This is a genomic window from Magnetococcus sp. PR-3 (genome assembly GCF_036689865.1).
In the GTDB taxonomy this organism is placed as follows: domain Bacteria; phylum Pseudomonadota; class Magnetococcia; order Magnetococcales; family Magnetococcaceae; genus Magnetococcus.
The window spans coordinates 124520-145345 of sequence record NZ_JBAHUQ010000009.1; the positions used below are offsets into that span (position 1 = coordinate 124520).

Below are 20826 nucleotides of genomic sequence, written 5' to 3' on the forward strand. Positions count from 1 at the left end.
AAAGGCATTATCCTCTTGGCTTTGCAGCCTGTTCATGCTGCTTGCCATCACGCTATGGCCCTTGCAGGGCTTTGCGGAGAAAAACCAGGATGCCCCTTCTGAAGATCAGGAACAATGGCTGACCCGCCTGACCTATCATTATATGGCCACGCACCATGCGGTGCAGCGGTATAGCCATGCGCAAAAGCGTCTGAACCTGCTCAAAAAACAGTTAAATACGCTGTTTAAAAATGCCCCCTATGACCTAATGTTCACCCCTAAGCTGCGCATGGCCCAGCAGACCCTTTATCGTGGGGATCTTGAAGGTACGAAGCACCTGCTTAAGGTGTTGCAAGAGGAGCTGACCCAAACCTATGGCGACAAGCACCCCCTCTACCTACCGCTTTACCGGTTACAGGCTGCCCTGCTTCAGCTCAGAGGTAACCCCAGCGAGGCCTTTGCCATCCTGGAAAAATCCTTGGCGCTTGAAGAACAACTTCTACACCCCAAACACCCTGCCCTTTATGGGTCTTTGTTGGGCTTAGGCGACCTACTTAGCCAGCTTAGCCGAGGGGATGAAGCCAAAGCCCACTACCAGCGGGCTTTAACCATTGTGATGAAAGCATCTGGCCCCTATCAACAAGCACGCATTACCCTGCATAACCGTTTGGGGCAAAATGAACTGGCGGCCCGTCGTCCTCGGCAAGCAGCCCGGCTATTGGGTGCCGCACTCTCTATGGAAGAGGCGCGTCTGGGCCAGGGGCACCCAGCCCTGATTAAACCGTTAGAGCGCCTAGCCGCTGCCCTTACCCAAGGGGGACGCTGGAAAGAGTCGGAAAAGCAGATCCGCCGTGCGCTGGCCATTAGCCGGGAACAGTTTGGCAGCGGCAGCAGACAGGCCACCCGCCAAACCGAACTGCTGGGGGACTTGGCCCGTGAAGGACAAGATCTGGCCAAAGCAGCTCAGTATTATCAAGAGGCGATCCGCCTGCATGAAGCCGCAGAACGTGTAGAGATACGTAACTATGCAGAGCTTAAGCTGAAACGGGCACGTGTACACCAGGTCATGGGGGAGTGGTGGCAAGCGGAACAGACCCAACGCACCGGCTTGGTTGGCCTGCAACCCCACCCCCTGCAACCCGGAGATGGGGTTAACCGCAACCGAGAAGTGACAGCGTACCGGCATATTGTGAAGGTTTTAAACCAACTGACCTGGAACCAGCTGGACCCCATCAGCAACCTGGACGGGGCCATTATTACGCTACAGCAGCGTCTGAAAAGGTTGGGCTTTCACCCGGGTGAGATTGATGGACACCCAGGCCCCAACACACTCTTTGCTCTAACCGGTTGGCGCAACACCATGGGTATGGCCTCCCCCCCCATGCGTTGGCGGCTTAGCGATCTGCAACGGGCCTTACAAGAGGTACCACCAGCACCCCGACCAACCCAGGAAGATATCGCCAAAACGATTCGCCAAGCTTTTCAAACCATGGAATCTGACGGGGAACGACGTGCGTTAGAACTGGCCGAAGAGGAAGCGATCGCACAGGCCAAGGCCAAAGAGGAAGCCAAACGCAAAGCTGCAGCTGAGGCCAAAGCCAAGGCTGAAGAGGAAGCCAAACGTAAAGCCGCAGCTGAGGCCAAAGCCAAGGCTGAAGAGGAAGCCAAACGTAAAGCCGCAGCTGAGGCCAAAGCCAAAGCTGAAGAGGAAGCCCAACGTAAAGCCGCAGCTGAGGCCAAAGCCAAGGCTGAAGAAGAAGCCAAACGTAAAGCCGCAGCTGAGGCCAAAGCCAAGGCTGAAGAGGAAGCCCAGCGCAAAGCTGCAGCTGAGGCCAAGGCCAAAGAGGTGCAGGCTGTCGAACAGCCCAAACCAGAAGCACAGAAGCTGCCTGGGCCCTCTGACAAAAGCGCTTTACCGTCTGCACCTGCCCCCCAGACACAAGATAAAGCGCACCCCCATCTCCTGCGCTGAAGGCACCACCCCCGGCCACCCAACCGTGAGATCACAGAAACAGATCCCCAAACAACCCATGCATCACCGGGAACTTTTTTTGTGAGGGATAGACAAAAGGTGACCGGCCACCCTGTTTAATACAATTCATGGATAAAGGATTCACCCTGTGGAATATGCTCTGGTACAACCTGTAAGCACCGATTTTGAGACCACTGTCGCCAAGCTGCGGGATATTCTTCCTGAAAACGGGTTTGGTATTTTGACCGAGATCGATGTTTCAGCCACGCTAAAAAAGAAGCTGGATGTCACCTACCCCCGCACGCTCATTTTAGGGGCCTGCAACCCCCCAATCGCCCACCAAGCACTGTTGGCAGATGCCAATGTTGCGACACTTATGCCCTGTAATGTGGTGGTACGAGAGGTTGAACAAGGGGGGGTCGAGGTGGCCATTGGCAATTTCTCAGCCCTAGCAAGCCTAATGCCCGGCGAGAAAACAGCCCAGATCATTAATCAAGCCCAGGATCGCATGAACAACGTGCTGAAACAGCTTGCTTAACAGATCCGTTCTAACGCGCTTCTCAACACCGCTTGGAACCGGAACCTAAAAGGGGTTGCCACATCTGATGTGGCAACCCCTTTTTCTATCTTCTACGCACCGCACCATATACCGAACAGACTGACCCCGGCACATCACCCAATGCTGGGCAGCATGTGGTCACCAGCCCGCCTGCCCCACCCAAGCCAACCTATGCCGCTTTACCGTGCTCAACACCAAAAAAATCAACGGCATGCACACACAAAAAAAGGGGCATTCGCAGCGCATGCGAATACCCCTTTTTCTATAACAATCAACACGCGCAGCTTTTTTAACGACAAAAGCGCTTGCTGAAGCTGCAACTTAGACTGCGTCGCTGTCACGCTCACCGGTACGGATACGAATGGCTGTATCTACGGGAGAGACAAAGATCTTACCATCACCAATCCGACCTGTGCGGGCAGCATTTTCAATGGCTTCCACAGCACGCTCAACCTGATCGTCGGTAAGGACAACTTCCACCTTCAACTTAGGCAGGAAGTCCACCACATACTCGGCACCACGGTAGAGCTCTGTGTGACCTTTCTGACGACCAAAACCGCGTACTTCAGAAACGGTAATGCCTTGAATGCCCACTTCAGCCAGCGCCTCTTTGACGTCGTCCAGCTTGAAAGGCTTAATGATCGCTTCCACCTTCTTCATTGACCGCTTCTCCTGTTGTTCCAATCTTTTTGGATACCCGGACTTACGACCGCGCCTCCGAGGTGTTGGACCCTACCCCATGGGGTAGAACCTGGACGGTGTTCGCCTCTGCGCTCCAACCCTTGGCTGGATAACACCTCAGGGCTGCGGTGCATAAAATTTGTGCAACCTCAAACTGCGTCCCCGTTCAGCAGGTGACCATTGTACGCTTTCCTGCACAAAAAGGTCACCCCAAAAAGTGGTGAAAAAGGGATATCCGCCCCCATTTTTCACCAAAATAGCCGTTGCGTTGTGTGATGTTTGGCTTTGATCAAAGATGTAGCAGCCCATGCACGCCATCTGCCTAATAAAGCTCCCCCTTGCTGGAGAGACCGCTCAAACGGGTGAAGTCGGGCAACCGCCCACCCAACGGCCCCGGCATACACCGATCACACCCAGGGCGTTCCCCCCCCGCCATCCGCTCCATTTTACTGGGGCCAAGGTTAGACAGGTTTAACCCGATCTTTAAACAGCTTGTAGCGTACCGCCTCGACCATGGCATCGTAAGAAGCCGCAATAATATGGTCTGAGACCCCCACAGTACCCCAGCGACACTGACCATCGTACCACTCAATCAACACCCGTACGGTAGCATCGGTCCCTTTATTACCACTGAGAATACGCACCTTAAAGTCCTGCAACTTTAAGTCTGTAACCATGGGGTAAGCCCGTCGCAGGGCCTTACTCAACGCTTTATGCAGGGCGTCTACAGGTCCTGCGCCTTCGGCCACCAAGTGTACCGTCTCTTCGGCCAAACGAATTTTGACCGTGGCTTCGGCTCCCACAGGACGGTGCCCATCCTTGCGGACCCGGCGTTCATCAATGACCCGGAAACCTTGCAGCTCAAAATAGTCAGGCAACGCCTCTAAGGCTTTCCATACCCGCAGTTGAAAAGAGGCATCGGCCCCATCAAACTGGTACCCTTGCCGCTCCAGCTCTTTAACATCATTCAACAAACCAACCAGACGGGGATCTTTAGGGTCCACCCCTTCAATACCCAGCTCTTCCAACTTATAGACCAAGTTACTGCGTCCGGCCTGCTCACTGACCAACACCCGCTGACGGTTACCCACCTGACCAGGGCTGATATGCTCGTAGGTGTTGGAGTCCTTTAACACCGCAGAGACATGAATACCCCCTTTATGTGCAAAGGCAGAGAGCCCCACAAACGGCTGGTTCTTCTGGGTTGGGCGGTTGGCCATTTCATTAACAAACCGACTGACGGAGGTCAACTGAGTCAGGTCATCCTCATCCAAGGTAACCGGGCGGTCCAGTTTGATTTTTAAATTTGGAATAATCGAAACCAAGTTGGCGTTACCACACCGCTCACCAATACCATTAATGGTGCCCTGGACATGGGTAACCCCCGCCTCCACCGCCGCCAGGGAGTTGGCCACGGCCAGCTCACAATCGTTGTGACAGTGAATACCCAACTGCGCGCCGATATCCTTAACTTCGGTAACCATGCGGCGCACTTCATCGACCATGGTACCGCCGTTGGTGTCGCACAAAACCAGGGCATCCGCCCCCGCTTCATGGGCGGCTTCTAGGGTTTGACGGGCATATTCAGGGTTATGTTTAAAGCCATCAAAAAAGTGCTCGGCGTCATAGAACACCTCATCCACATGGCGCTTAAGGTAGCGAATGGTATCAAAAATCAGTTCCAAATTTTGGGAGAGGGGAATACCCAAAGCACGGGAGACATGCAGATCCCAGGTTTTACCAAACACGGTAATCACCTGAGCCCCCGACCCCAACAACCCTTTAATGACACTATCCTCTTCAACCGTCGAGCCCGCCCGGCGGGTGGAGCCAAAAGCGGTAATGCGGCTTTTTTGTAATCTTAGATTTTTAACTTCCCTAAAAAAATCATCATCCTTGGGATTGGCCCCAGGCCAGCCCCCTTCAATATAATCCATCCCCAGCTCATCCAAACGCTGGGCAATACGCAGCTTATCTTCTGCGGAGAAGAGCACATCCTCACTCTGGGAACCATCCCGCAGCGTGGTATCGTAAAGCATAACCATGGGATGGGGGGTATTTTGTTCAGACATGAAAACGTGCTCCAAAAACAGCGACGGGGCGGCTTTAGTCTCTAAAGCCGCCCCGAAGATTTACCACAAAAAAAGCAGGAGATCAGGCGCCTACGCGGTCACCTGGATCCTTATCCAGCTCAAACGCATCGTGCAACGCACGAACCGCCAGCTCAGTATACTTCTCCTCAATCACCACAGAGATTTTAATCTCAGAGGTGGAGATCATCAAAATATTGATCCCTTCATCCGCCAACGCCTTAAACATCTTCTGGGCAATACCGGAGTGGCTACGCATACCCACACCAACGGCTGAGATCTTGGAGATCTCATTGTTGCCTTGCAGCTCTCTGGCCTCAACTTCTTTAACCGCGGCTTCCATGACCTTCATCGCTTGGGGATAGTCCCCTTTAGGCACGGTAAAGGTCATGTCTGTTGAGTCACCAGAGGCGGAGACGTTCTGCACGATCATATCAATATTGATATTGGCATCGCCCAGCTTACCCAGCAGGGAGGCTGCTACCCCAGGCTTGTCAGGCACACCCAGAATGGTAATTTTCGCTTCATTCTTGTCATAGGCCAGGCCGGAGACGACAACGCTTTCCATGGTATCCTCTTCTTTCGTCAACATGGTACCGCTTCCAGGCTCCAGGGAGGAGAGCACACGCAGGGGCACACTGTATTTCTTTGCCAGTTCAACAGAGCGGGTTTGCAACACCTTAGCCCCAAGCGAGGCCAGTTCCAGCATTTCGTCGTAAGAGATGTTATCCATCTTACGGGCTTTGCTGACAATGCGGGGGTCGGTGGTATAGACCCCATCCACATCGGTGTAGATATCACAACGGTCCGCCTTCAAAGCCGCAGCCAAAGCCACGGCTGACGTATCGGAGCCACCCCGACCGAGGGTGGTGATGTTGTTGTGCTTATCCACCCCCTGAAAACCTGCAACAACCACAATGTTGCCAGCATCCAGATCGGCTTTAATACGAAACGCCTCTACCTCTTTGATGCGTGCTTTGCTGTGGGAGCCATCGGTAATGAAACGCACCTGCCAACCCAAATAGGATTTAGCTTTGTGTCCCATGGACTCAACAGCCGAGGCCAACAAACCAATAGAGACCTGCTCACCGGCTGAGACCACCACATCATACTCACGCTTGCTGTAGAACTGCGTCAGCTCTTCCACCAACCCGACCAGGCGGTTGGTTTCTCCAGACATCGCCGAAACGGCAACCACCACTTGGTTACCCGCTTGTTGTTCGGCAATGGCCTTTTGCGCCACATTGCGGATCCGCTCAATGGACCCTACGGATGTGCCGCCGAATTTTTGTACGATTAGCGCCACGTCTACCCTCTTCACAGTTTTATTATTATATCCCCAACATCTCTGGCTCATCGACAGGATGCACAGGGGTCACACAACGGCAAAACGCCGTAGACCTTTACCCCCACCTTTTGGGTCGGAGATCTCTACGGCGCTTACCAACTAACCTGACCCGTAAGGGTCTATGATTGGTTCAATTTTTTCATTACTGGGGTGGCGGCCGTCGTTTACGCCGACTATTTTTCGCCATATCCCGTTCTTCCCGCTTCTTTTGGCGCTTTGCACGATCAAGCATACGCATGACCAAGTAGCCACCCATAAAAAAAGCCAGAATAATCAAAAAACCCAAGGCCACCCACATAACCGGGGTATTGGTGACCATGGCGTTATAGCCGTCTGAGGCTCCAGCGATGCGGTTCATAAGGTGACCCTCGTAAGGTGTGATCCTTGGCCCATACAAAGTGCCGTTACCAGCAAACCCTTTGTATTCAGTATATCCGTTTACTGTAACTTCGGCAATTTAGACAGCAATCTACAGGCCAAAGTTTAGCCACACCCCAATGGGGGCATTCTTACAGTTGGAACCCTTCATCCTGGGCAAAGCCAGGAAGGGGGTCAATCCGCGTCTCATACAGCTTCTCAGGATGGTGCAAGCCGGTGGGGCCAACGATCCGTGTGGCGCTCATGGTAGGCTCACTGGCCATACCAACCACCGCAATCATGGTTCCGTAGGCGTCCAGTTGCTTGGCCAAATTTGCCGGCATCTCTTCCACCGCACCAGTCAGAATGATGGCATCAAAGGGGGCGGCATCGGCCCAACCTTGACTGTGATCACCCACTTTCCAGGTGACATCCATATCCTTGGTCAGGCTCTCACCTTTGCTGGCCAAAGTTTGGTCACACTCCAGGGCACATACTTTGGCACCCATGGTGGCCATTAGGGCAGCTTCGTAACCGGTACCTGCACCAATTAACAACACCTTGGTGTTCTCGGTCACTTTGGCTGATTTAATCAACCAAGCGATCTGCATGGGGGTTAGGCAACGCCGTCCCTCAGACATCGCCACAGGCATATCGGAATAGGCCATGAATTGGCGATCTTCAGGGAAGAAGTGCTCCCGCTCCACCACCATCATGGAACCAAGCAGGGTCTCATCAATGACCTCATGTGGTTGCACCTGGGATTTCACCATGTTGGTCCGCGCCAGTGCAAAATCCATCACTATCCCCTTTTCATCGTCTGGGTAACGAATATCTGTCAATTTTTTTAGAGGGCCATTCTAGCAGGGGGCTTGCCCCTAAACTAGAGCCACTAGAACTTCTACCCTATCAGGGTGGTCAATTGCAATCCAAACCCGCTTTATGGGCCATTGGTCAAACTTTTTACGATAGGGTCATTTCGTTGTTCGATTCAGGCCATCACTACAGGTTGATGTTGCCGCCAACGTTTTTCCGTCTGGGCCAACCGCTCCGGTGTGCCCATATCAGCCCAAAAACCGTCGAGGCAAACCCCGTGTAAGCGCTGTTTTTCAATTCCGGCATCATAGACCCGGTTGAGAGAAAAAGGGGCCACAGCATAACCCTGCAACGCTTGGGAGGATAACATTTGAATACCACTATAGGTCAAACTGCCGGGCAGGCCACGCCCCCGCTGCAACTGGCCGGAGCTGTGCCGCAAAAAATCCCCCCCTCCATCGGTGGGGTTGGGCACCACCCCCAACAGGGCATCCATGGTCTCTGGATTAAACATGTGCAACATGGGGCGAAGATCCAGATCCCAAACCACATCGCCATTAATGACCAAAAATTGAGGGGCGTCCAGCAGCGGCAAAGCCTGACAAACGCCACCGCCGGTCTCCAGCAAAGCAGACTCCCTGGACCATTGGATCTGCAACCCCCAACGCTGGCCATCCCCCACCGCATCGATCAAACGCTCAGCCAGATGATGAGCATTGATCACCACGCGGGAAAACCCCAGACGCGCCAAACGCGCTAAGGTCAGAAAAATAACCGGCTCTCCCGCCACAGGAACCAAGGGTTTAGGGGTGTGTTCCGTCCAGCTGGCCAGACGGGTGCCTTTGCCAGCGGCTAAGATCATGGCTGGAAAATCGAGCCCCATCAAGCAACCCCACTCTGGGTCTGCCGAGCCGCCACCTCTACCGAAGAGGGCTCCTGCCCTTCAGGGATGGCACGCTCCAACAAACGTTGCAGTTCAGCAAGTTGGGGGTAGCGGCTAAGGGTCTCACGCACATAGCCCATGGTCCGGGGCACATCATCCAGGTAGGCATACTTGCCATCCCGCAGCGCCAAACGGCCAAAGATCCCCACCGCTTTTAGGTTGCGCTGTATGGCCATCCAATCAAAAGCCTGTTCAAACTCAGCCCACTCTGGCGCATAACCCAGTTGGGTTTTGGCCCCCTCCAGCCAGCGCTTCATCACCTCATGGCGGAAGGGGGCATCCCAGGCGACATAACAGTCGCGCAGCAAACTGGCCAGGTCATAGGTGATGGGGCCCATCACCGCATCCTGAAAATCAATCACCCCCACCGCACCCTCCATCCACATAAGGTTACGGCTATGGTAGTCCCGGTGTACCAACACCCGAGGCTGCTCAAGCAGGGGCGCCAGCAACTGGTCAAACACCTGTTTAAAAGCAGCCTGCTCTGTCTCAGAGAGGGTATACCCCATGACACCGGGTATGTACCACGCGGTGAGCAGGTCCGCCTCGTAAGCAAACAGCTCTTCATCAAACGCACGGGTATGGGCAATGGTTTGACCCGTTGCAGGTGACGCTTGTAGGGTTAACAGGGTATCCACCGCAGCCCCATACAAGGTTTGAGCGTTTTGCCCCTCTTCCAAGGCACGGGCAAAGGTCAGATCACCAAAGTCCTCCAACAAAAATAGCCCTTGTTCAAAGTCACAGACTTTAATGTCAGGGGCCTTAACCCCATGCTGCCGCAAAAAATGGGCAATGGCGACAAAGGGGTGGCTGTCTTCTTTATCTGGCGGGGCATCCATCACAATAAGAGAAGGCCCCGTTTGACGCAGCACCCGATAATAACTGCGGAACGAGGCATCACCCGCCACTTTGATAATGTTGAGATGATCTGAGCAATGTTTGGCGACAAAAGCGCACAAGGCGTTATTCAACATGATGTTCCTGATGCCTATCAACAGACGAAAAGGGTACGAGAGGTCACTCTGCGCGATGGACCACCCGCACCCTTGTAGAGGGTGGCGATTTGTAGCTTAGCGGCCCCCCTCCAGGAGGGTACCGACTTTAGATAGTAGGCTTAGGCATCATTACTCTGGAGCATACCGCGAATGACATCGCTTTTATCAATCAGCCCCAACAAACGCCCCTCACCCACCACCGGGACAACAGAGATGTGCTGCTCACCCAACACCGTGGCCACTTTGGTCAGATCCGATTCCGGATCCACAGAGATCAAGGTCGGGGTCATAATTTCAGAAGCTTTACAGGCCGCTACCTTACGCAGGTCTTCTTCATACTGATGGTTCCCACCAATCGGGATCACCGCATCGAGAATATTAATTAACGTCGGGAGATGGACCTGCTTAACGCGGTCGATCAAATCTCCTTCGGTAATGATGCCCACCAACACCCCTTCATCCAATACTGGCACGGCACAAATACTCTTCTGTGCCAACAGTATCGCAACTTCATGCACCGTCGCATCCACGGTTACCGTCTTGGGGTCCTGATTCATTAATTCACGGGCTTTCAAGGTCATAATTTCAGCTCCTAAGTGGGCGTGTGGCCTTGAGGTATGCGGCAGACCAGCATTTTTTCTTCACACCGGTTTGGCACACCCCCCATTCACATGGTACGTTATTTGACTCTTGCATTCAATTTCACCAGACGGTGGTTACCCCCCATGTTAAGTAAAATTTTGATTATTCTGCTGGTGATTGGCGGCGTCTACGGCACAGGACGCCTGCACGCACGCAAGCAAGAGGTGGAGAATCGCCCCCCCTCACCCCGCCGTATTGCTGCAGCAAAAGAGGCCGAGCAGGATAACCGGAATGCCCGCCGCCTGGGTTTGGGGGTATTGGCCGCCATTCTGGTCATGGGGGGTTTTATGGGTTACAACCGCTGGGCAGAGGGGCAAGAGATCCAACTGATCCGCGTTATTAACAGTCAATCGGGGGAGGTTTCCACCTACCGGGCCAAGTCCAAGGATATCCACCACCGGGATTTTTTAACCACCGATGGCCGACAAATTCGCCTGGCCGACCTGGAGCGTATGGAGGTCGAAGCCACAGGTGAAGGGCCTTAACCCGTGGATCACCCCTCCAACATCATCTATCAACAGCGGCATCGCGGTACCACCGTGGAGGTCATTGAGAAAGATGGCCTGCGCTGTCTGACCTTTGGCTCTCACCTACGCCAAAGTTGCATGTTGTTGGACGACCCCAGTTTTCTTTTTTTGCCCTACTCCCGTCACATGATGTCGGCCCTGCTGTTTTTACCCCACTTTCCCAAACGCATATTGCTCATTGGGTTGGGGGGCGGGTCGCTGGTTAAGTTTTTTCTGCACAACACCCCCCAGGCCCATGTGGAAGTGGTGGAGTATGACCCCCACATTCTGGCGGTGGCTCAGGACTTTTTTCACCTTCCCAAGGGTCACCAACAGCTCACGGTGCATCTGGGGGATGGCGCACACTTTTTTGATAAAGGGGAGCCCAAACAGAGCCCCTATGATTTGATTTTGCTGGATGCGTTTGATTCCCACGGGCTGGTCACCAGCATCTATCAACCCCCGTTTTTAAAAACCTGTCAGAACCACTTGGCCCCGGGTGGCGTGATCGCCGCCAATGTCTCCCGTGGTAACAAACCCCATTTTCAAGAAGCGTTGGAAAATTGGAAAATCGCCTACCCTGAACAGGGGTGGATGATACCGGTTGCCCGCTCCCAAAATGCTATTCTTATTGCCACCCCTAAGCGCCCAGCCCAGCCCCCATACAAGCCCACGGTCCACCATGCCAAGGGGCTCTCTCAAAGGCTTCCCCTTAATTTTACACCGCTTTTAGAGCGTGCACAGCCTATTCATGACAGCATGTGGCAACGTGTGGCCAAAGTCCTTACCCAAAACGCCTAATCCCCACCCCACCAGAGCAGGGGTTGCATACCCATGCATTTCTAAGCACAGTATGGGCGTTTTATGCTCTTACCCAGGATGATTGGTTATGCTTAAACAGTTTGGCGCCTATGCCGTTGCTTTCCTCATACTGCTGGTTCTGCTGGTGGCCATCATTACTGGGGTTAATCACTGGAAGAGCACCCCTACAGCCTCCGCCCCCCAAGCTGGCCACACCGCTGAGCCAACCCCAAAGGTTGACCCTAACCAGGCACTGCAGGCACAGATGGCCAAACTGGAAGAGCAGATTGCCCAACGCTCAAAAACAGCAACCACCGCAGCCCTGACCAGCCGTCTGCAACAGCTGGAAAAACAGCTTCCTCAAACCATTACAGCCCTGCAACAGCGTATTGCCGAGCTACCCACCCAACAGCTACAAAGCGCCCAGGGAACCTTACAGATTGATAAAAAAGATACCCGCTGGTCGCTAACCAACCTGTTTTCCAAAACCCGCGTTTACCGCCAGAAAATCAATTTCACCCCACCCTTTGCCCACACCCCCCAAGTAATGGTTGGGCTACAGGGCTTGCAACTGGGGCAGAAAAAACTGTCATCCTTAGAGGTTGCCGCACAAAAGGTGACCGCTCAAAGCTTTGAACTGGTGGTAACAACCCAGTCCGATCAGCGGATGGAGCAGCTTAGCATGGGGTGGATGGCACTGGGTAAAACGGTGCAGAAATAAGCAGAGCCCGAACGGACTTACTTGATCACCAACAGCATGGGGGTCAAACCGTGGCTGCGCTCCAAAGCACGCATTTTGCTCTTTGCCTCCTGTTTGGAGGCAAAAGCCAAACGCACCGAGTAGAGCTTTTTGCCCTTACGCTGGGAGCTATGGATAAAGGGCTCCACCCCTGCTTGGCGCACTTTATCGGCCAGAGATTCAGCAAAAATAATTTTATTAACGGTACCGAACTGCAAAACATATGGTTTTTCAAGGGAGTGTACCCCTGAAGAGACCAAAAGAAAGCCCCCATCCGTTACAGGCATAGGATCCTGCACCGCCTGCGGGCTCTCCTGCCCAAACTCCACAACCGCCGCGCTTTCTGGCCGACCAATCGCCGTGGCCAGATTGGTTTTTTCCAAAGCCCCCCCGGTGTCGGGTGCTTGATGCCGCGGTGGTGGTTGCATCTCTAACAGAGAATGTGACACGACGGTAATCTGTGCCAGCGCCGCATCCGGTGGCTGCAACCCTTCTGGGGTAACAGAAGCGGTCTGGGATGGCGCTTCAGCTGTGCGCTTGGTCAGCTCCTGCGGTGTCGATCGTGGTTGGGAGACCACCACTTTAACCGGGACCAACTTGGCAGGCTTCACACCCGCCGCAACCGGTTGATTGGCGCGCTGCGGGGTGGTTTTTAACGGCGTGGTTGTAGCGTTGGCAGAGGAGGGTTCAACCACAACAGGCTTGGTGACCGGCTGCGCATCCACCACCTGCTCAGGTGCAGGGGGCTTCGACCGGGTTTTTAAGGCAGAACCAACCGCTGCCGGTGGTTTTTCCACCTCTGTGTCAACGGTCACCCGTGTCGGCGGCTCGGCATCAACCGTCTCAGAGGGCACGTGTTCGGCCACCCGCTGTGGTACAGAAGCAGTCGGTAGAATCATTCGGGGTGCAGGCACCGCTTTAATAATGGCCAACGGGGCCTCTACAGCAGCTTGAATGGCCCTCTGCCGTACTTGTTCAGGATTAATCGGTGTCGGCAGAGGCTCCATGGGAACCAGCCCCTCCGGCTCCAACAGGGGTGATACCGGCTCCGACAGAGGGTGCATGGGGGCCACCTTCTGGGGAGAAGGGATCGGCATGGCGGCACTGGGCTGTATAACCGCGGAGGGATCTCCCCAAGATGCCGGGTTAAACAGATTGATGGGGAACAACTGCCCCGCCACAAACCCTGCGACCGGGAGCAATATCCAGCGCAGAGAGCCTTTTAGCCAACGGCTAATAGCCTTAAAGCGCCAATTTTCCTCTTCACTGGCCAGCGCTTCATGGATGGTCCCGCCCCCAATACGGGTAACGTGCCATTGGCGTGCTTTAATCATAATCTGATTCATCAAGCGGTTGAGCTTGCGGGGATTATCCCCCCCATACCGCTCCAGCACTTTGTAAGCGGAAGGGGAAAACTGATAAAACGCCGCCATCTCTAACTGTTCTAACAGGTAGCCCACATAGCCTTCAACATCACGACTGCCAAACAGCCCCAAACGTAGCTGCTTATCCACTTGGCTGTCCAAAAAATGGTACTCAGGGGTATCAAGCTGTTCTTGGAGCTGACGGCGACCGCTCAGTACCAACTGAACCGACCGCCCCTTTTGGGGGTCAATGGCCAGAACAGATTGGATCAAACGAAGATTTTCACCCTTTAACAAGTGCGCCTGATCAATGGCCATAACCAACCCATGGCCAGACTGTAGATGCACACGAATGGCGGCGACCAGATCTCGGTTATCCTGCCACAAAGGGGAGTTGATGTTACGGTCACGCTGCTGGGCCGCTAAGGATGCGGAGATTTCATGGACAAAGGTATCGGTAGGTTGACCGGGGTTTTCCAGCAGCAGATAGCTACTGTGAGGGGGGATCCATTGCTCAAGATGGTGCAGCAGATAGCTTTTGCCCACCCCAGGCGCGCCGGTTAGGGTGACCACACGCCCCCCCTCTTCCAGAGCCTGGATCAGGGCACGGCGATTCTTCTCAAAACTACGGCCCGGGTACCACCCCTGAACCTCTTGAGCTGAAGACTCCGCCTGCTGCGTGACCATTTCTGACATAATCCCCACAGATCCCTCTATAAGAGAACAACCTTTTTTTTAATCAAACCTTCATATTGCCGCTATTGCAGGATAGATGTCCACCACCATGGCCACCAAAACCACTTTTTACCTCTGCACATACACAAAAAGGCACACCCCAAGCTCGAGGCAATCCCCTCCTCCCGGCTTGTGGTGTACCTTTTGTCAACAAGGAGAGCGCCAAGCACTCCCGCTGTATCTATGATCAGGCGGCCACCATACCTTTTTGTTCCAGCGTGCTTTGAATCACCAAGACAAGCTGTTGAAAAATCGGCTCTAAAGGTGATCCTTTATAATCACCATCTTCCGCGATCTCATCAAAAAAGGCTTTGGTATACATCATCTGGCGGGCACGACTTTTTTGGATATGCCCTTCCCAGTTACCCAACAGCGAGCTCCACCCTTTAACCGTTAAGGTACCTGGAGGGGTCTGGTGGGTTGCACGATCCAGCGCCAGCGCCATACGCAGGCTCTCGAGCAGAGGAATGGCACACTCCAACCGCTCATCGGTGGCACGGGTGGAAATTTCCTGAATTTGATGGCGCACCCCATCCACACTGGCGGGGCGGTAACCATGGTTCTGGCTTTTAGCAGAAGAGCCAGCCGCCGAACGGGCTTTGGCAGAGGAACCAGCCGCCGAACGGGCTTTGGCCGGTGCATCCGCGGCCGGACGGCGATTACGCGTCTCAATGCTGGGCTCACGACGGGTACGTGGCGCACTCTCGTCACCTGAGAGTGATTGACGGGGCAGCGTGCGCTCGGCCAAGCTTTTATCATAACTGGCGCGTAGGCGGGCACGTCCAGCACCACCACGACTGAGAGAAGGTTGGGATAGGGAGCTATTTTTGCTTTTCATCATGACCCTCATGCCGTTGACCGTTTTGGTCGACCGGAAAAGGCGCAACTGGCGGAGTGAAATAACCCAGCTTTGCGCAAAATGGTATTGCCATCTCAATTTCCCCATCCTTGGGGAGGTACCGGTAAGAATAGCAACTGCAATACCAACTTTGAGCAATCGTCCAAGAGCAGCCTAGATAAAGGATCTTTTCTCATCACCCCCACAATTTCGCCAAAATACTGTCTCAAAAACCCTTGACGCCACCCTTTTTTCTCTCATTCCCTCACAATTGCGCCATAGCATCGACACTTACAACGCTCTCCTGCCCGATCACTTCCGCATCGTGGCGCATATGGGCTGGAATTTTAACCCCCTGCATGGGGCCAAGCTGTTGGGTGTGGCCCTGCAACTGAATATGCAGCGTCCCTGCCACCACCCCAACAATCTTATCCACCGGGTGGGTATGGGGCGCAAAGTAGGTACCGGGTGCATAGTGGTACGTTATGGGATAGTATCCCCACTGTTGCATCTGGTGCTGCATGGTGGCTTGGTCGGGCCATTTAAAGGTCTCAATGGTCATCAATCGCTCCTGTTTACAGTGCAGAGAACAGAGTGTTCATTGTTCCAACCTGCGTGCTTTCGTACAATAGCAAACGGTATCCGCTCTTTTTATTCTATGGACCCCTGATCATGTCGAATCCCCAACGTGTTGCCATTGCCATGTCTGGTGGCGTGGACTCCTCAGCTACCGCAGCGCTTTTGGTGGAACAGGGGTATGAAGTTATAGGCCTGACCATGCAGCTTTGGGATCACAGCACCCCCAAAGCACCAGGCTCACGCAGCTGCTGCGCACTGGATGATGTGTATGACGCCCGTCAGGTTGCCCAGACCCTGGGTATACCCTTTTATGTGGTGAACTATGAGGCGGATTTTCGCCAAGCGGTGGTAAGCGACTTTATTGAGACCTACGCCGCGGGGCAGACCCCCAACCCCTGCGTACGCTGCAACCAGGTCTTAAAGTTTGATCTGTTACTCAAAAAAGCCTTAAGCCTGGGGGCGCACTTTTTGGCCACCGGCCACTACGCCATCCGTAAAGAGGATGCCCAGGGCAACGCCCAACTCTGGCGGGGTACCGACCCAGCCAAGGATCAATCCTACTTCCTCTTTACCACCACCATGGGGCAGTTGGCCCATGTGCGTTTTCCCTTAGGGGCTATGGATAAGTCCGAAACCCGGCAATTGGCCCAACGTTTTGGCCTGCACCTCTCAGATAAACAGGAGTCGCAGGATGTCTGTTTTGTGCCCGATGGAGACTACAGCGCCTTTTTTGCCAAACAGGCTCCGCATCTCCTAACCCCTGGTCCCATTGTGGACCAAAGCGGTCATGAACTGGGGCAACACAAAGGCTTGGGACGTTATACGGTGGGGCAGCGCAAAGGTTTGGGCATTGCCCACCCCCACCCGCTGTTTGTGCTGGAGCTGGATGCCGAGCAGAACCGTGTGGTGGTCGGCCCCTCTGATGCACTACTTAAAACAGAGCTCACCCTGACAGCCGTTAACTGGTTAGAGCCCACCCCCCCCACCGCTCCCTTCACCACACAGGCTAAAATTCGTTATGCCTCCCCCCCTGTTCCAGCCCAGGTGGTACCGGGGCCTGAGGGGGAAGTGACGGTCACCTTTGATCACCCCCAACGGGCGGTGACCCCTGGGCAGGCCTGTGTCTTTTACCACGGGGACCGGGTTGTGGGTGGAGGCTGGATTAAGTAAGCCCAACCCCTGACTTTAAGAATTGCAGCTAATTTGCTAAAATCCTTGAAGTTAATTGACGTTAGACCTTCGTTTGCCAGCTTTGGGATCATCACTTATGCAGTCACTTTCGCTCAAGCTACTGGAACAGATCCCTTTTTTCTGGGGTTTTAGCCCTGAAGAGCGGGCCAACCTGCTGGCTAAAGAGGATGATCTGTTTGATACCTTCTCCACCGATCAGCATCTATGCCGGGATGGAGAGAATGATGGCACCCTGTTTGTCATTATGCGGGGAACGGCCAAAGTCACCACCAACACAGCACCAAACGCTATTTTAGCCGAGGTTAAGGATGGTGCCGTCTTGGGTGAACTGGCCTTTTTGGCCCAACGCCCCCGTAACGCCAATGTCATTGCGACCTCGGAACTGACGGCTTTTCGGGTTAATGAGGCCACCATGCACGGGTTGGAAACCTCCTTGCAGCTAAAGATTATTCAAGAGCTGGTGCATATTCTGATCAAACGGCAGGATGAAACCAACGATGCCCTTATTAAACAAAAACAGATCAACACCACCCTAGTTGAGGCACTGCGCCAAGCCAAACTAGGGGAGTGACCCAACTTTTTTCAAATTGACACACCCTGTGGCTCTGATCATCATGCCGGGATGCTTCTCTCTGTTTTGGGTACCCAAATCATGACACGTTTAATTTTTTCTGTTTTTGTTTGCTTGCTGCTCTTAAGCCCTGTTGCCCAGGCACAAGAGCGCTATTCCCCCTCCCTAAAGCTGGATGAGCCCTATGGTTCGGTCAGTGATACAGCCAATGCTGTGGCGCGCAAGCTCTCGGCGGCGGGATATCGGGGATTGGGGTTTGTAGATATCAACCCAGATCTACGTATCATGGCGTTCTATAAACCCGCATGGCTACAGGATTGGGCCATGAGCAGCCCCACGGCGCTTTTTGGGACGGTGATACAAATAGGGGTGATTAAACAGGGGCGTCGCTCCATTGTCTCCCTAGCCAACCCCATGTGGCGTAGCCACCTTTACCACATGAACATTACCCAAGCTCAGGCCATTACAGCAGATCTAACCCAGCTATTGGGTCAGGGCGTGCCGTATGGCATGAAACAGGGTTATGAGCCTGTGCGCATTGCCGATCTTAGGGTAACCCCTCTGGCCTATGGGGTTGAGGATCTCTACACCGTCGCCAAACACCCCAGCCACGCCAGCGCTGTGACGGCGGTTGAGGCCAGTTTAAAAAAATACCACACCCAGGTTAAGCGGCTTTATAAGCTCCACCTTCCCCAACAGGGCACCACACTGTATGGCTTGGTCCCCCAAGGGCATGATGATTTACTCACCAAACTGTGGGAAGAACAGCCCATTAAACCTGCTGCCCATGCGGCCTACACACTGCTGGTGCAGGCGGATGGACGTATTCAGGCCCACCACCCGCAGTTTGTTCTACCCGCCCGCTATCCAGATATGTCCATTCTCTCTTTAAGTCACCACTTGGATGGCATCTACGCCCCGGTGAAAAAACTGCTGAAGCGCGTTGCCCGCTAACCCTCAAACAATCGCCCAACCAAGAGAAGCCCCCAACAAGGGAAGCACCTCCGCCTGCGGGCGGGGCTACCAGGAGCCCCCCACCAGCCCCGCTGATCCTTATCCATAAAATGATCAGCCGCACCCCACCTAGGCCACAAGCGCCCCAACCGACACCAAGATCGTTGTGTACGGCGCCCCTCAAACACCAAAGTATCGGCTCGGTACGTTTGGTGGCGTAACCTCCGTGCAGACACCAGCCAAGATCATGCCCCCTCTCGGTGCCTACCGCCAGCTTACCCGCCCTCCCCCTCAAGATCACTCAGCTTAAATGCTCCTTGCAGGCGGAGACCAGGGTAGAACAGCCCCCCCCTCTACGCCCCCCCAGCGTGAGGAACAGCGGCATCCCCACTTTTGGAGGCCATCCCCACCATAATCCCGGCAAAACCCTAGGTTGTGCACAGCTATCCGCCCCCCCAGCTTCAAGAACATGAAGCCTGAAGCCCAACGGCTAAAAACCATACCTTAAAAGGGATTTCACCGATAAGCCCCCCCCCATTAGCAGCTGTCGTCCTTCAATTCATGCCATCTTTTGGTTATAATCAATCGGGTCATAGGGAATTTTTTATAACCCTGGCGCTCCAAGGCTTGTGGCCTTTTAGATGGGTTGAGAGGTCGCCAAACATCCCATGCACCACCAAGAGCATGGGGTGCAACGTGACCGTAGTTCGCCCCATGAAGGGGCTTGGTTATCACATTTAAACCAATATGGGGAATGGGCTCCACACGGCGTGGAGGAAATCAATGCATCGTATTCTACAAAAAATCAGACATAACGAAGCGAGCAGTGGCATCCTCATTTTTTTGGCCGCTCTGTGTGCATTTGCCATTAAAAATTCAGATTTAAACCCCCTTTACGACAGCCTGCTGAACATGCCTGTCGCCGTTCAAATAGGCGCCTTTAAGATCCACAAACCTCTGTTATTGTGGATTAACGATGGTTTTATGGCGATTTTTTTCCTGCTGGTTGGGCTCGAACTTAAACGGGAGTTCCTGACCGGTCCTCTGCGCCGCCCTGAAAATATTCTTCTACCCACGGCAGGTGCGGTTGGGGGCATTGCCATTCCCGCGTTGATCTATGCCAGCCTTAATTTGGACGACAGTACAGCCTTACGCGGATGGGCCATTCCCACCGCAACGGATATTGCCTTTGCCATGGGTATTTTGGGGCTGTTGGGCAAACGGGTGCCACTGACCTTAAAGCTGTTTCTGTTAACTTTGGCCATTATGGATGATCTGGCCGCCATTATTATTATTGCCTTTTTCTATACCGACACCCTCTCTACCCTCTCCTTAATGGTGGCAGGGGGTACACTGGTCATGTTGCTACTTATGAACCGGCTGCATGTCAGCAGTGTGTTCCCCTACCTGCTGTTTGGCACCATTTTATGGGTGGCGATGCTTAAATCGGGGGTACATGCCACGCTGGCCGGGGTGGTTTTGGCTTTTACCATCCCTTACCGCACCTTATCTGGCAAACACCCACCGTTAATCAAACTGGAGCATGATCTACAAAACACCGTGGGGTTGGGTATTTTACCTCTGTTTGCCTTTGCCAACGCGGGCATCTCCCTACAGGGTATCTCCTGGGATCAAGTGGTTCATCCGGTGCCGGTGGGTATCGCATTAGGGCTGTTTGTGGGCAAACAGGTGGGGATCTTTGGTGCAGTGTGGATCATGGTTCAAATGGGCTTAACCAAACTACCGGACTCCTGCAATTGGAAACATCTCTATGGGATTTCGGTCTTGTGTGGGGTTGGTTTTACCATGAGCCTGTTTATCAGCACCCTTGCCTTTGAGCAAAGCGGCATGACCCAAGTGGCGGGTTCGCCTGAGATGATGCAGTCTAAATTGGGTATTTTAGCGGGCTCCATTTTATCGGGTATCATCGGCTACCTCTATCTCCATAAAGTTCTGCCTAAAGAGCCTGTTCGACCGTACTAAGCGCACCAAAAAGGGCATGCCAAAGCATGCCCTTTTTTATGCTTAACCTAAGCGTTCTTAAACGTTCTTCAGGCTTCCACTTTATGCGACACCCTATGGTAGCATGCTGATTTTGGCTAAGGCGTTTGGTGAAAGCACGGCCTAAAGCGCCCATTTGACCGTACTAAGCGCACCAAAAAGGGC

At 53.8% G+C, this 20826-nt stretch carries 20 protein-coding genes; 9 read left to right on the forward strand and 11 right to left on the reverse strand.

All coding sequences use genetic code 11. The features are described 5' to 3' along the window. The first annotated feature begins 34 nt into the window (after positions 1-34). Both tolA and V5T57_RS07645 read left to right on the forward strand, forming a co-directional pair. Positions 35-1951: a cell envelope integrity protein TolA gene (gene tolA, locus V5T57_RS07640; RefSeq protein ID WP_332890594.1), complete on the forward strand. Its 1917-nt coding sequence runs from the start codon at positions 35-37 to the stop codon at positions 1949-1951. A 148-nt stretch (positions 1952-2099) separates the two neighbouring features. Further along, entirely contained in the window at positions 2100-2489 is a 390-nt protein-coding gene (locus tag V5T57_RS07645) for a DUF302 domain-containing protein (RefSeq protein WP_332890595.1), read from the forward strand. A gap of 342 nt (positions 2490-2831) precedes the next feature. Here V5T57_RS07645 and V5T57_RS07650 read toward each other — a convergent pair whose 3' ends face one another. From V5T57_RS07650 to V5T57_RS07685, 8 genes are all read right to left on the reverse strand, one after another. Beyond that, entirely contained in the window at positions 2832-3170 is a 339-nt protein-coding gene (locus V5T57_RS07650; RefSeq protein ID WP_332890596.1) for a P-II family nitrogen regulator, read from the reverse strand. Between the two features lie 482 nt (positions 3171-3652). Beyond that, the gene (gene cimA / locus V5T57_RS07655) at positions 3653-5263 is read right to left on the reverse strand and encodes a citramalate synthase (RefSeq protein WP_332890597.1); all 1611 of its coding nucleotides are present in this window, start codon (positions 5261-5263) and stop codon (positions 3653-3655) included. Positions 5264-5345: 82 nt separating this feature from the next. Next, complete coding sequence (locus V5T57_RS07660; protein ID WP_332890598.1) at positions 5346-6587, reverse strand: aspartate kinase; 1242 nt, start codon at positions 6585-6587, stop codon at positions 5346-5348. Positions 6588-6771: 184 nt separating this feature from the next. Beyond that, a complete protein-coding gene (locus V5T57_RS07665) occupies positions 6772-6987 on the reverse strand; it encodes a hypothetical protein (protein WP_332890599.1) in 216 nt (71 codons plus the stop codon). A gap of 151 nt (positions 6988-7138) precedes the next feature. Then, a complete protein-coding gene (locus V5T57_RS07670; protein ID WP_332890600.1) occupies positions 7139-7786 on the reverse strand; it encodes a protein-L-isoaspartate O-methyltransferase family protein in 648 nt (215 codons plus the stop codon). 191 nt (positions 7787-7977) lie between these two features. Then, entirely contained in the window at positions 7978-8685 is a 708-nt protein-coding gene (locus V5T57_RS07675; protein WP_332890601.1) for a nucleotidyltransferase family protein, read from the reverse strand. Continuing rightward, positions 8685-9719 carry an aminoglycoside phosphotransferase family protein gene (locus tag V5T57_RS07680; RefSeq protein ID WP_332890602.1) on the reverse strand — a complete coding sequence of 345 codons (1035 nt, stop codon included), beginning with the start codon at positions 9717-9719 and terminating at the stop codon, positions 8685-8687. Before V5T57_RS07680 ends, V5T57_RS07675 begins: the two co-directional genes overlap by 1 nt. Before the next feature lie 140 nt (positions 9720-9859). Next, a complete protein-coding gene (locus V5T57_RS07685) occupies positions 9860-10321 on the reverse strand; it encodes a CBS domain-containing protein (protein WP_332890603.1) in 462 nt (153 codons plus the stop codon). Positions 10322-10465: 144 nt separating this feature from the next. Here V5T57_RS07685 and V5T57_RS07690 point away from each other — a divergent pair, with 144 nt between their 5' ends. From V5T57_RS07690 to V5T57_RS07700, 3 genes are all read left to right on the forward strand, one after another. Next, entirely contained in the window at positions 10466-10867 is a 402-nt protein-coding gene (locus V5T57_RS07690; RefSeq protein WP_332890604.1) for a hypothetical protein, read from the forward strand. A gap of 3 nt (positions 10868-10870) precedes the next feature. Beyond that, positions 10871-11689 (forward strand): fused MFS/spermidine synthase, encoded by an 819-nt coding sequence (locus V5T57_RS07695; protein ID WP_332890605.1) that lies wholly within the window; start codon positions 10871-10873, stop codon positions 11687-11689. Between the two features lie 88 nt (positions 11690-11777). After that, on the forward strand, positions 11778-12410 hold the full coding sequence (locus V5T57_RS07700) for an H-type lectin domain-containing protein (protein ID WP_332890606.1): 633 nt from the start codon (positions 11778-11780) through the stop codon (positions 12408-12410). A 17-nt stretch (positions 12411-12427) separates the two neighbouring features. On the opposite strand, the gene V5T57_RS07705 is transcribed toward V5T57_RS07700, so the two are convergent. The 3 genes from V5T57_RS07705 to V5T57_RS07715 form a co-directional block, all read right to left on the reverse strand. Then, entirely contained in the window at positions 12428-14488 is a 2061-nt protein-coding gene (locus tag V5T57_RS07705; protein WP_332890607.1) for an AAA family ATPase, read from the reverse strand. Between the two features lie 226 nt (positions 14489-14714). Continuing rightward, a complete protein-coding gene (locus tag V5T57_RS07710; protein ID WP_332890608.1) occupies positions 14715-15464 on the reverse strand; it encodes a hypothetical protein in 750 nt (249 codons plus the stop codon). Between the two features lie 166 nt (positions 15465-15630). Beyond that, positions 15631-15927 carry a cupin domain-containing protein gene (locus V5T57_RS07715; protein ID WP_332890609.1) on the reverse strand — a complete coding sequence of 99 codons (297 nt, stop codon included), beginning with the start codon at positions 15925-15927 and terminating at the stop codon, positions 15631-15633. Positions 15928-16037: 110 nt separating this feature from the next. On the opposite strand from V5T57_RS07715, the gene mnmA reads away from it, so the two are divergent. The 4 genes from mnmA (at position 16038) to nhaA (ending at position 20643) form a co-directional block, all read left to right on the forward strand. Next, positions 16038-17114, forward strand: a complete 1077-nt coding sequence (gene mnmA, locus V5T57_RS07720; RefSeq protein ID WP_332890610.1) for a tRNA 2-thiouridine(34) synthase MnmA — start codon at positions 16038-16040, stop codon at positions 17112-17114. 97 nt (positions 17115-17211) lie between these two features. After that, complete coding sequence (locus V5T57_RS07725; RefSeq protein WP_332890611.1) at positions 17212-17706, forward strand: cyclic nucleotide-binding domain-containing protein; 495 nt, start codon at positions 17212-17214, stop codon at positions 17704-17706. Positions 17707-17787: 81 nt separating this feature from the next. Next, positions 17788-18660, forward strand: coding sequence for a hypothetical protein (locus V5T57_RS07730; protein WP_332890612.1), 873 nt, complete (start codon positions 17788-17790; stop codon positions 18658-18660). A gap of 783 nt (positions 18661-19443) precedes the next feature. Further along, entirely contained in the window at positions 19444-20643 is a 1200-nt protein-coding gene (gene nhaA / locus V5T57_RS07735; RefSeq protein WP_332890613.1) for a Na+/H+ antiporter NhaA, read from the forward strand. Positions 20644-20826 lie beyond the last annotated feature (183 nt).

What these genes read in the sequence shown, in the direction of transcription:
- V5T57_RS07670 (WP_332890600.1), bottom strand. Translation starts at nt 7,786, where the DNA reads ATGGATTTTGCACTGGCGCGGACCAACATGGTGAAATCCCAGGTGCAA.
- V5T57_RS07685 (WP_332890603.1), bottom strand. Translation starts at nt 10,321, where the DNA reads ATGACCTTGAAAGCCCGTGAATTAATGAATCAGGACCCCAAGACGGTA.
- V5T57_RS07665 (WP_332890599.1), bottom strand. Translation starts at nt 6,987, where the DNA reads ATGAACCGCATCGCTGGAGCCTCAGACGGCTATAACGCCATGGTCACC.
- tolA (WP_332890594.1), top strand. Translation starts at nt 35, where the DNA reads ATGCTGCTTGCCATCACGCTATGGCCCTTGCAGGGCTTTGCGGAGAAA.
- V5T57_RS07730 (WP_332890612.1), top strand. Translation starts at nt 17,788, where the DNA reads ATGACACGTTTAATTTTTTCTGTTTTTGTTTGCTTGCTGCTCTTAAGC.
- V5T57_RS07650 (WP_332890596.1), bottom strand. Translation starts at nt 3,170, where the DNA reads ATGAAGAAGGTGGAAGCGATCATTAAGCCTTTCAAGCTGGACGACGTC.
- V5T57_RS07715 (WP_332890609.1), bottom strand. Translation starts at nt 15,927, where the DNA reads ATGACCATTGAGACCTTTAAATGGCCCGACCAAGCCACCATGCAGCAC.
- V5T57_RS07690 (WP_332890604.1), top strand. Translation starts at nt 10,466, where the DNA reads ATGTTAAGTAAAATTTTGATTATTCTGCTGGTGATTGGCGGCGTCTAC.
- V5T57_RS07705 (WP_332890607.1), bottom strand. Translation starts at nt 14,488, where the DNA reads ATGTCAGAAATGGTCACGCAGCAGGCGGAGTCTTCAGCTCAAGAGGTT.
- nhaA (WP_332890613.1), top strand. Translation starts at nt 19,444, where the DNA reads ATGCATCGTATTCTACAAAAAATCAGACATAACGAAGCGAGCAGTGGC.
- V5T57_RS07675 (WP_332890601.1), bottom strand. Translation starts at nt 8,685, where the DNA reads ATGGGGCTCGATTTTCCAGCCATGATCTTAGCCGCTGGCAAAGGCACC.
- V5T57_RS07700 (WP_332890606.1), top strand. Translation starts at nt 11,778, where the DNA reads ATGCTTAAACAGTTTGGCGCCTATGCCGTTGCTTTCCTCATACTGCTG.
- mnmA (WP_332890610.1), top strand. Translation starts at nt 16,038, where the DNA reads ATGTCGAATCCCCAACGTGTTGCCATTGCCATGTCTGGTGGCGTGGAC.
- cimA (WP_332890597.1), bottom strand. Translation starts at nt 5,263, where the DNA reads ATGTCTGAACAAAATACCCCCCATCCCATGGTTATGCTTTACGATACC.
- V5T57_RS07725 (WP_332890611.1), top strand. Translation starts at nt 17,212, where the DNA reads ATGCAGTCACTTTCGCTCAAGCTACTGGAACAGATCCCTTTTTTCTGG.
- V5T57_RS07680 (WP_332890602.1), bottom strand. Translation starts at nt 9,719, where the DNA reads ATGTTGAATAACGCCTTGTGCGCTTTTGTCGCCAAACATTGCTCAGAT.